Below are 10,134 nucleotides of genomic sequence, written 5' to 3'. Positions count from 1 at the left end.
GCGAGAACACCGCAGGATGCATCGTTCACAGCGACCGCGGATCGCAGTTCAGATCCCGCAAATTCCGGCGCCGACTAACCCGCCACGGGCTGGTCGGCTCCATGGGACGGGTGGCTTCCTGCGGTGATAACGCGGCGATGGAGAGCTTTTTCGCCCTGCTGCAGAAGAACGACCTCGACCGCCGCAGATGGGGCAGCCGAGAGCAGCTACGCATCGCGATCGTGACCTGGATCGAACGGACCTACCACCGGCGTCGCCGGCAAGCAGGACTCGGCCGATTGACGCCCATCGAATTCGAAACCAAGATGAACACACCACTGGCCCTCGCGGCCTGACTAACCGCTGTCACCTAACCGTGCAGCAGTCCCAAGTGCTCCGTATAGAACTGCCCGATCTGGTCGGCGAACAACAACTGGTCATCTTTTGACATAGCCGCTTTATAACATAGATAACAGTTGAAACTGTCATCTATGTGCTGGCGCGGCTTTTGTGCATCATTGCTGATGTCATATCGACAGTGCCAACGTTTGACACCGGTGGCATTCAGTCTGGGGCCTGGGGGCCCTTTGGGGTGGCCCAGCACTGCGAAGTGTGCGCCTTTGCCGAGCCTTGCCTCCGCAATGCCTTTGGATACTTTCACATTGGGAAAGGGTGGGGTCCTGCCTGTGCTGGACGGTCGGGCCACTGTAAAGCGGTATTTCTCATGCCAAGGAGAGGAACAGCTTCTCTAACTCCTCCACCTGTGGTGCTCCGTCGCCTCCAGGTTCGGTCAAGCACTCCTTGAGTGCGGACGAGATGACGAGGAAGCCGGCCCGGTCGAGGGCTTTGGACACGGCGGAGAGCTGTAGAACTACTTGGCGGCAGTCGGCCTCATCCTCCACTGAGGCGATAACGGCGGCGAGCTGTCCGTGGGCTCTTTTTAGTCTGTTGACGATCTTGCGTTGCATCTCCGGATCATGTGACACAGGGGGAGTTGTCTGCTCTGGCATGTGAGACCTTTCCTAAGCGTTATTGACTTCCAGTGTACCCTCCGGGGTATGGTTAGATTTATACCCCTAGGGGTATTGAATTGTTACTGGATACGGAAGGAAACCACCATGTGTCGAGCAGTAAAGTGCCGTACCTGCACCAAGACCACCTGGGCCGGATGCGGCCAGCACGTGGCGATGGTCAAGCAGTCTGTCCCCGCATCGCAGTGGTGCGACGGACAACACAGCCAGGAAGAAATCGATGCGGCCAACGCACACCGGGAAGGCCTGTTTTCCCGGATATTCGGCCGTTGACCCCATAGCTAGGGAAAGGATCAATCATGCTGCTGGAACGCATCTACGACGAAGATCTCGCACAGGCTAGCTACCTCATCGGCTGTCAGCTACTAGGTGAGGCAGTTGTCGTCGACCCCAGAAGAGACATCAACGTTTACCTAGATCTCGCTGCCAAAAACGACATGCGGATCACCTCCGTCACCGAGACCCACATCCACGCTGACTACCTTTCCGGAACACTGGAGTTGGCCGCAGCCACCGGAGCCCGCGTGTTTGTCTCTGACGAAGGTGGCCCGGACTGGACTTACGGTCCTGCCTTTGACTCTGCTACACGGATGCGCGACGGTGACACCATCACCGTGGGCAACTTGATCCTCGAGGCCGTGCACACGCCGGGGCACACCCCGGAACATCTGTCTTTTTTGCTGACTGACGGCGCACAGGCGACTGCCCCGGGGTTCATGCTCACCGGCGACTTCGTTTTCGTCGGAGACCTTGGCCGTCCAGACCTGTTGGATGAGGCCGCCGGAGGAGTGGACACCCGATTCCAGGGCGCGAAGGACCTCTTCTCGAGCCTGCAGAACCGGCTGCTCACCCTGCCTGACTACATTCAAATCCTGCCCGGTCACGGGTCAGGTTCGGCCTGTGGCAAGGCGCTGGGCGCGGTGCCTACCTCAACCATCGGGTATGAGCGTGCTTTTTCTTGGTGGAGCCAGTTCGTTATCGAAGACGACGAGACGGGATTCATCGAGGCGCTTCTGGCGGGACAACCCGATGCCCCGTCCTACTTCGGCAGGATGAAAGTCCACAACAGACGCGGCCCTGAGGTAAGAGGGCCTTTGCCGGACCTCTCCCGGTACTCGGGTGAGGATTTTGCAGCAGCACTGGATCGAGACGAAATTATCGTCATCGACAGTCGACCGCACCACGAGGTTCACCTCGGAACCGTCGCGGGATCGGTCAACATTCCAGGGATTGAGAAATCCGCAAGTTTTGGGGCGTGGGTTATCGATCCGGACACTGAGCACCGGTCACTGGTAGTCCTTGCTGCCAACGAGTCGGAGGCTGAGCAGTTCCGCCGTCACCTTATGCGAGTGGGCATTGACCGGGTTGTCGGATACACGCTCAGCCTAGACGGGCTCGAGCTCACGACACCTCGTCTAGTTTCACCCGGTGACCTTAACGACTTCGAGCATGCCGTGCTGCTGGATGTGAGAAATGCATCCGAATACGCCGAAGGGCATCTTCCCGGAGCAGTGCATATCACCGCCGGACAAGTGCTGTGGTCCACCGACCACCTTCCAGATGAAGGGACGATCGTCACCTACTGCCGCAGCGGGGCACGCAATTCCGTCGCCGCCAGTGCCTTGCGCCGCCGAGGGTATGACATCGCGGAACTGGAAGGCTCCTACCTGGGATGGTCTCAGTTGCCCGGAAATAATCCAGTGACAGCCTGATCTGGGATACTTTGATGGCACTGTCCTTCATCATTGCGCTTTTGCTAGCACTTCTGGTTGGTATCTCACTGGGAGTGCTCGGCGGTGGAGGATCCATTCTCACCGTCCCTATTCTCACCTATGTACTGGGAATGGAACCGAAAGAGGCGATCGCCGCCTCGCTGCTCATCGTCGGGGTGACCAGTCTCGTCGGGTCGGTACCCCATGCACGTGCGGGCCGAGTCAGATGGCAGGTCGGTCTCATTTTCGGCGCGGCCGGGATGGTTGGGGCGTTCACTGGAGGGGTCGTCGGAGGGTTCATCCCCGGAGTTGTGTTGATGATCCTGTTCGCACTGATGATGGTTGCCACCGCAGTAGCGATGCTCATTGGCAGGCGTTCGGTTCCTGCAGGAAATGGATTTGCGTTGCCGAAGATTATCTTGGACGGACTGGCTGTTGGTGTTGCCACAGGTCTAGTGGGAGCCGGAGGAGGTTTTCTCGTGGTCCCTGCCCTGAATCTCCTTGGCGGCTTAACCATGGTTGTGGCGGTGGGAACCTCATTGATCGTGATCGCGATGAAGTCCTTCGCGGGGCTGTCCGGATACCTGTTTTCAGTGCAGCTCCAGTGGCCTGTGGTGCTGGCCTTTACAGCAGTGGCAGTTGTCGGCTCATTTATTGGCAGCGCTATCTCCAGCAGGCTGCCAGAGGCTGCCCTGCGTAAGGGCTTTGGGATTTTCGTTCTTGTGATGGGAGTGTTCGTGCTGCTCCAAGAGATCCCGGCGTTGCTGTCCACCTAGAGCGCTATCGTCGCGTGCTCGAGTGCGAAGGGTTATTGACTGAGAGAGGGCGGCGGAAGGCTACGGTAGCGAGTGCGTAAGTACTCTCCACGACTATCGTGCTCGTCAAGCATCCGCGCCACTGTCAATATCGTCACCCACGATGCCTCTGCCTGGTGAAGCGCCGTGGCGGCAGACTGAGCATTAGCGCCAGATCCCCACGTGTCTCCGATCAAAAGAACTCGCTCGCCACGGACAAGGTCAGGATCTAGGACGGTGTATTTTTCTTTGTCAGATTGAAGGCAGGGTGCATTTGCGGCCAGCGTACGTGCCGGCGTACTTTGCCATCGCGATCCCTTCAACCTGCTGTTCTAGAAAGAAAACACTAGTGCCCCTTAAAACTCTGAGTCCTGGAACTGTGCGCTTCAGGGTGATGGAGAACCGTCTGCGAATCCACCCAGGATCAGCGCGGCTGAGATCATCAACGAAGTACGGAGCCACGTACGCGGCGTGATCATTCAGTAGCCGTGCTGGTAGGTCTGATTGTCGAAAAGTGCACTTATCGTGCACAGTTCAGCGCCAATGCGGGCTGGCACGCGAAGCGCGTTAGTAGGCCGTATCTGACTGCGGTAGGTGAATACCGGGTGACGAAGCCTGTATGGATTCGCGGTCCGATTCGATAGATGTCAATATCGAAACATGTCGAATCAAGAGGTCGAACTGGTTATCGTCGGCTCGGCGACGGCGGGCGGTGCGCTGATGACGACGGAGGTGGAGAATTTCCCGGGTTTCGCCCGCGGTGTGCAGGGGCCAGAGCTGATGGAGCCGATACGGGCGCAGGCCGAGCAGTTCGGCGCTCAGATCGTCTACGACGACGCGATCCGCGATGGCATCGAGAGCCGCATCCGCGATCTCCCTTCCGAGCTGATCGGATAGTGAGCACTGAAGTGGACCCGAATCGATCCTCGAAGCGCGGTCGGGTCGACGAAGTGTTCTGGGCCTTCGCAAAGCTCGGAGTGACCTCCTTCGGCGGACCGGTCGCACACCTCGGGTACTTCCGAGAGGAGCTCGTTGCCAAACGGAAGTGGGTGAGCGACGCGCAGTACGCCGAGCTCGTCGCCCTGTGCCAGTTCCTCCCCGGGCCGGCGTCGAGCCAGGTGGGCTTCGCGCTCGGCCTCATCCGCGCAGGCTTCCGCGGGGCGCTGGCGGCATGGGTGGCGTTCACGCTGCCGTCCGCGGCACTGCTCGTGCTCTTCGCGATCGGCGCGGTGTCCCTGGACGGCTCGGTGGGCGAGGGATTACTCCTGGGTCTTAAAGCCGTCGCCGTGGCGGTTGTCGCGCACGCCGTGCTGGGGATGGCCCGAACGCTCACGCCAGACGTCCGTCGCGTCCTGATCGGCGTCGCCGCTGCGGTGCTGGCGCTGTTGCTGCCGGGGAACCTCGGTCAACTCACCGCGATCCTCATTGGCCTGGCCTCGGGGATCCTCTGGTGCCGGTGGATCGACGTCGCAGCGTCCGCACCGCTTGCCGTGCGCGTCTCGCGGCGTCTCGGAGCCTCGTGCCTGGTCGTGCTCGCCGTGTTGCTCATCGCGCTGCCTCTGGTCACTGCACTGACGCGCAACGCCTGGCTCGGAATCGCCGACGCATTCACCCGGGCCGGAGCGCTCGTCTTCGGGGGCGGGCATGTCGTCCTCCCGCTGCTGCAGGTGGAGCCTGCCGTTGCAGGTGCGGTCAGCCACGACCAGTTCCTGGCTGGCTACGGTGCGGCGCAGGCCGTCCCCGGCCCGTTATTCACCTTCGCCGCCTTTCTCGGCTTCGAGATGCAGGACGGATGGGCGGCACTGCTCGCGGCGCTCCTTGCCCTCGTCGCGGTCTTCCTTCCAGGTCTGCTGCTCCTAATCGGTGTGCTTCCCTTCTGGGAGCGCCTGTGCGGGAACCCCACAGTCCGCTCAGCGATGGCAGGCGCAAACGCCGCGGTGGTCGGGATTCTCGCCGCTGCGCTGTGGACGCCCGTGATCACATCAGGAGTAAGCGGACTCGCCCCCTTTATCATCGCGCTCGGGTGCTTCCTCATGCTCACCGTCTGGAAGCTGCCGGCATGGGTAGCTGTTCTTGCAGGCGCGGCGGCAGGCATCATTGCGAGCGTCGCCGGGGTCGGCCTCGCCTGGGCCTGATCATGCCCTGATGCGGTCTCCCAGCAGGCCGATGAACCCATCGGCTGCGGGGGTGCTTCTCGAGCTGCGCCCGTCGCTGCTCCGCGTAAGTAAGAAACTCGGAGAGGAGCTAAGTGGCCTCCGTCGGGACCTTCGACTGGCACTCGATCATGCCGTTCACGCTGAAGTGGATGCCGAAGAGCAAGACGACCGTCATGGTCATCACCGGCGCGGTCGTCGTCGCAACCCCATACCCTCGCCATCGGAGTCGTCGTAGGCATGTTCGTGGCCTCCGTGATGTTCGTTCCCCGCGTCGCCTACCTGGTCGAGGTCAGGCGCGAGCTTACGGAACAGGACGTTTCTCAGGTCGCACATTACACCGTCGAGGGACGGCTCCTGTCTGCCTCTAGCAATGACCTCACCACGGTGTTCGAGTACGCCGCTGACCCCGACCGCGTGGTGATCGACCTCTCAAGGCCGCACGTCTGGGCCGAGTAGACTGTCGTGACGCTCGACGCCATCGAGACGAAGTACGAGCACCACGGCAAAAGCGTCGAGTTCGTCGGGGCGAACGACTATACGACGGCGTTCCACGCCAGGCCATCGGCGGGCTCGGGACCTGCCACTAAGACACTGGATTGAGCGGGCGCTCACTTGGCGGTATCTCGAGTCGTCTTTAAGCGGGAACCAGAGTGTGCCGTTGGAGACCCCCAGTGGTGTGTTCTGCCACGAGAATCCTAAGATCCAGAAATTGACAACTATAAGGCGACGATACGAGAAAACGCCCCGATAATTAAAATTGAGACTCTTCGTAGATTGACCATATCTACGCTATTGATATATGCCACAATACTCATCTTCACTGAGTTGCGGAAAATGAATTGCGGAGCTACAAAAGGCGATACCTTTCGTTCCTGATTCAGGTTCCGCACCGATGCCTGTTACCCTGAGAAATGGCCATAATTCTGAGAGCCCTCTTTGACGGCACCGCAGTGTCAGCGCTATTTGCGGACTCACAGAGGCATGGCTTCACGTGAAGATAGCCGTCGCCAGCGCTACGGTGCAGATCTGCGAGGTGGGTGGCGTGAATCTTGGACGCCCCACGGAGCGGAGGCGGCGAAGTACAGGTGGTGAGCGGCAGGGCCGGAGTGCGGTCCTGCCCCGCCCCAGAGTTAAAGTCCGAAACGGACGGAAAGGCACACTTGACCAGCCGAGTTGCAATTATCGGAGCAGGGCCAAGCGGAATGGCCCAGTTGCGTGCATTTGAATCCGCCCACAATAAGGGCGCGCAGATGCCAGAACTGATCTGCTACGAAAAGCAGGAGGACTGGGGCGGGCAGTGGAACTACACTTGGCGCACGGGAACCGATGCCTTCGGTGAACCGGTGCACTCCAGCATGTACCGCAATCTATGGTCCAACGGCCCGAAAGAAGGATTAGAGTTCGCCGACTACACCTTCGACGAGCACTTCGGGCGACCAATCAGCTCCTATCCGCCGCGCCCGGTTCTGTGGGACTACATTAATGGCCGTCTTGAGAAGTCGGATGTGAAACAGTTCGTGAAGTTCGCCCACGTGGTGCGTTGGGTCAACTATGACGAGCAGGACCAAACTTTCTGCGTGAGCGTCGAAAACTTGCGAACCGGGGAGACGAAGGAGGAAACGTTTGACTACGTGATTGTTGGGTCCGGGCATTTTTCTTTCCCTAATGTTCCCTTTTTTAACGGCATAGAATCGTTCCCCGGTTTCATTTGCCACGCTCACGAATTTCGAGGCGCGGAGATGCTTGCAAACAAGGATGTTCTCCTCATCGGAGCAAGCTACTCTGCGGAGGACATTGGTACTCAGGCTTTCAAAATGGGCGCGCGATCGGTGACATTTAGTTATCGCAGCAAACCTATGGGCTACGATTGGCCGGAAGGTATCGAAGAGCAGCCGACTATTGACCATTTTGACGGCGCTACGGTGCACTTTACTAACGGTCAAACCCGAGAATTCGACGCAGTAATTCTATGCACGGGGTATCTACACCACTACCCATTTTTGCCATCAGATCTATCGATCAACTCACCGAACAATGTCTACCCGGATCATCTCTATAAGGGAGTCGTGCGAGAGGGCACTGACCGTTTATTTTACCTTGGGGCCCAAGATCAATGGTTTACCTTCAATATGTTCGACGCTCAGGCATGGTACGTACGCGATGTCATTCTGGGTCGCATCGATCTCCCTAGCGCCGATGATCGTCGCGGAGACATTGATCTGTGGCTACAGCGACTGGATGGCCTGTCTACGAAGCAGCAGGAGGTGAGTTTTCAGGCGGATTATATTCGGGATCTGATCAAGCGGACCGACTACCCGATGTTCGACGTGGATGCAGTCACCGAGATCTTCAATCAGTGGATTGACACTAAATCCAAGACCATCGTGAATTACCGAGATTTCTGCTATACGTCAGTAATGACTAGAACGCGGTCAGTTTCCCATCACACCCCGTGGATGTTGGAGCTCGATGACAGCCTTGATCGTTACCTATCTAACCCATTAGAGGAACCGAATCACGGCATTGGTAGTCATTAAAGGCCCTTATCGCTCTAGCATCTGTGCTCTTTAATCCACATCGGCACAGAGAGCCGGGCCCGCCGGCGCAGTTATCCACTCTTCAGACCCGCCCTGTGCCACATTCCAGGCCTGGAGCTGCCGGTCAATAGTCTCCCAGAGTAAAACTTCAATCATGCCAGTAATCTCTGTGACAGCGTTGGCGGCTTGGGCATTCCACAAGTACAACGGCGATGCTTCGACCACATTGTGGCCGTGGTCAAAGCAGGTCTGGAATCTTGCGGCTGGGATTGCCCGTTGGATCTGCAGTGCCGCATATCGTGTCAGCTGTGGCACAAATATTGACCCCTTCATCTACGCGAACTAGTTTTAGTTCTATCAAACGGGGTCGTTCCCGCGTTTAACAGGACACCGGCGCTGAGAGCTTGCTCTTAGGGCCGGTTCCTTTTGTGTATCTAACACTACTTTTTCGGGTTAAGAGACAAAAAGTGGCTCTTCGCGTTTCGGAGTGCGTAGCTGACCACCGGGCGGAGTTCGGGGTGGCACAACATATAGGGGTCCTGGCCGGTACAAGATGAGAGTTACCACACCATCATCTGACCGAACCAGGACCCTACTGTGCAGCCTAGTGGCAACCTCGTCGCCGACACCATCTGCCGTACCGCGGAAATCGGCCTGACCATCACCGGTGCCGCCGACGCCGGAAACATCACCATCATCGATGCCGCACCTGTGGCCGTCAGCGACGCCTGTCCTGAATGCTCCCGGCCCGGCACCAAGCGTGACCACATTTTCCGTCGGCTGGTGGATCTGCCCGTCGTCGGGTTTCCCACCCGTCTGCACGTGCGCGTCCCCCGATTCATCTGCGCGAATGTCTCCTGTGACAGGAAGATCTTCCAGGCCTCCCTGACGTGTGCCGATGACGGATCCAAGCTCACCCACCGCGTCACCCGCTGGATCTTGCAGCGCCTGGCGGTCGACCGGATGAGCGTGTCTGCCACCGCCAAAGCACTCGGGGTGGGGTGGGCGCTGGTCAACCAGGTTGCCGTCGACGCCTGCCGTAAGCTCGTCTACGACGACCCGCACCACCTCGACGGGGTGCGCATCCTCGGCGTGGATGAGCACGTCTGGAAACACACCCGCCGTCCCACGGAACCGTCGAACCTGGTGACCATCCTCGTCGACCTCACGCCCCTGGTCGACGGCCGTGGGCCTGCCCGACTGCTGGACATCCGCCCCGGACGAAGCGCGGAAGTGCTGCGCACGTGGCTGCAGGAACGCGACCCCAGCTTCCGCCAGCAGGTGCAGGTCGTGACGATGGACGGTTTCACCGGCTACGCCTGCGCCGTGGACCAGGTCCTCCCGGACGCAACCAAGATGATGGATCCGTTTCACGTAATCCATCTGGCAGCTGGGAAGCTCAGCCGGTGCCGGCAGCGACTGCAACGGGAGACCACCGGGCGTCGTGGACGCAAGGACGACCCGCTGTACAAGCACCGCCGGACCTTGTTGACCAGGACGAACTACCTCACGCAGCAGCAGAAACAGCGACTGGACCTGTTGTGGGCCACCGACGATGAGTACGTCGCACTCGAGGTCACCTGGATGTTCTACCAGGACCTGATCGCAGCCTACGGTCATCCGAAGAAATCGGAGGGAAAGAAGCTGATGAGCAGGGTGATCAACAGCATTCGTAAGGGCCTGCCCGCGGGGCTGGAGGAGCTCGCCCAACTCGGGCGCACCTTGTGGCGCCGGCGTGAGGACGTCCTCGCCTACTTCGATATCGGCGCGTCGAACGGGCCGGTTGAGGCTATCAACGGACGGCTGGAGCACCTGCGGGGAATCGCCCTCGGGTTCAGGAACCTGGACCACTACATATTGCGGTGCCTGATCCACTCCGGGCAGCTGCAGGGGAAGATCAACGCACTCTAAAAAGCGAAGAGCCC

Annotated in this window: 12 protein-coding genes; 11 read left to right on the top strand and 1 reads right to left on the bottom strand. The window is 59.3% G+C overall.

Annotation, left to right across the window (positions count from 1 at the left end; genetic code table 11):
* A partial coding sequence (locus YWU_RS0113180; protein WP_027020829.1) for an integrase core domain-containing protein occupies positions 1 to 335 on the top strand: 335 nt, incomplete at its 5' end.
* A gap of 366 nt (positions 336 to 701) precedes the next feature.
* On the opposite strand, the gene YWU_RS0113170 is transcribed toward YWU_RS0113180, so the two are convergent.
* Entirely contained in the window at positions 702 to 989 is a 288-nt protein-coding gene (locus tag YWU_RS0113170; protein WP_027020827.1) for a metal-sensitive transcriptional regulator, read from the bottom strand.
* 108 nt (positions 990 to 1,097) lie between these two features.
* Between YWU_RS0113170 and YWU_RS18005 the strand changes: the two genes are divergently transcribed.
* From YWU_RS18005 to YWU_RS0113125, 10 genes are all read left to right on the top strand, one after another.
* Entirely contained in the window at positions 1,098 to 1,283 is a 186-nt protein-coding gene (locus YWU_RS18005; RefSeq protein ID WP_084142211.1) for a hypothetical protein, read from the top strand.
* Between the two features lie 26 nt (positions 1,284 to 1,309).
* Positions 1,310 to 2,722: a rhodanese-like domain-containing protein gene (locus YWU_RS0113165; RefSeq protein ID WP_027020826.1), complete on the top strand. Its 1,413-nt coding sequence runs from the start codon at positions 1,310 to 1,312 to the stop codon at positions 2,720 to 2,722.
* Between the two features lie 14 nt (positions 2,723 to 2,736).
* Positions 2,737 to 3,498, top strand: a complete 762-nt coding sequence (locus YWU_RS0113160) for a sulfite exporter TauE/SafE family protein (RefSeq protein ID WP_027020825.1) — start codon at positions 2,737 to 2,739, stop codon at positions 3,496 to 3,498.
* 678 nt (positions 3,499 to 4,176) lie between these two features.
* The gene (locus YWU_RS18725; protein ID WP_027020824.1) at positions 4,177 to 4,413 is read left to right on the top strand and encodes a thioredoxin-disulfide reductase; all 237 of its coding nucleotides are present in this window, start codon (positions 4,177 to 4,179) and stop codon (positions 4,411 to 4,413) included.
* Positions 4,413 to 5,651, top strand: coding sequence for a chromate efflux transporter (gene chrA, locus YWU_RS0113150; RefSeq protein ID WP_240484146.1), 1,239 nt, complete (start codon positions 4,413 to 4,415; stop codon positions 5,649 to 5,651). Before YWU_RS18725 ends, chrA begins: the two co-directional genes overlap by 1 nt.
* A gap of 264 nt (positions 5,652 to 5,915) precedes the next feature.
* Positions 5,916 to 6,128 carry a hypothetical protein gene (locus tag YWU_RS18495; RefSeq protein ID WP_205618346.1) on the top strand — a complete coding sequence of 71 codons (213 nt, stop codon included), beginning with the start codon at positions 5,916 to 5,918 and terminating at the stop codon, positions 6,126 to 6,128.
* Positions 6,129 to 6,134: 6 nt separating this feature from the next.
* Positions 6,135 to 6,272, top strand: coding sequence for a hypothetical protein (locus YWU_RS18490; RefSeq protein WP_205618345.1), 138 nt, complete (start codon positions 6,135 to 6,137; stop codon positions 6,270 to 6,272).
* 560 nt (positions 6,273 to 6,832) lie between these two features.
* The gene (locus YWU_RS0113135; protein ID WP_027020821.1) at positions 6,833 to 8,209 is read left to right on the top strand and encodes an NAD(P)-binding domain-containing protein; all 1,377 of its coding nucleotides are present in this window, start codon (positions 6,833 to 6,835) and stop codon (positions 8,207 to 8,209) included.
* Positions 8,210 to 8,363: 154 nt separating this feature from the next.
* Positions 8,364 to 8,555: a hypothetical protein gene (locus YWU_RS18265; protein ID WP_156892846.1), complete on the top strand. Its 192-nt coding sequence runs from the start codon at positions 8,364 to 8,366 to the stop codon at positions 8,553 to 8,555.
* A gap of 251 nt (positions 8,556 to 8,806) precedes the next feature.
* Positions 8,807 to 10,120, top strand: a complete 1,314-nt coding sequence (locus YWU_RS0113125; RefSeq protein ID WP_027020798.1) for an ISL3 family transposase — start codon at positions 8,807 to 8,809, stop codon at positions 10,118 to 10,120.
* Positions 10,121 to 10,134 lie beyond the last annotated feature (14 nt).

It is taken from the genome of Corynebacterium sputi DSM 45148 (assembly GCF_000427865.1).
In the GTDB taxonomy this organism is placed as follows: Bacteria; Actinomycetota; Actinomycetes; order Mycobacteriales; family Mycobacteriaceae; genus Corynebacterium; species Corynebacterium sputi.
The sequence above is the reverse complement of the archived record's forward strand: the minus strand, read 5'-3'. Positions and strand labels throughout refer to the sequence as shown.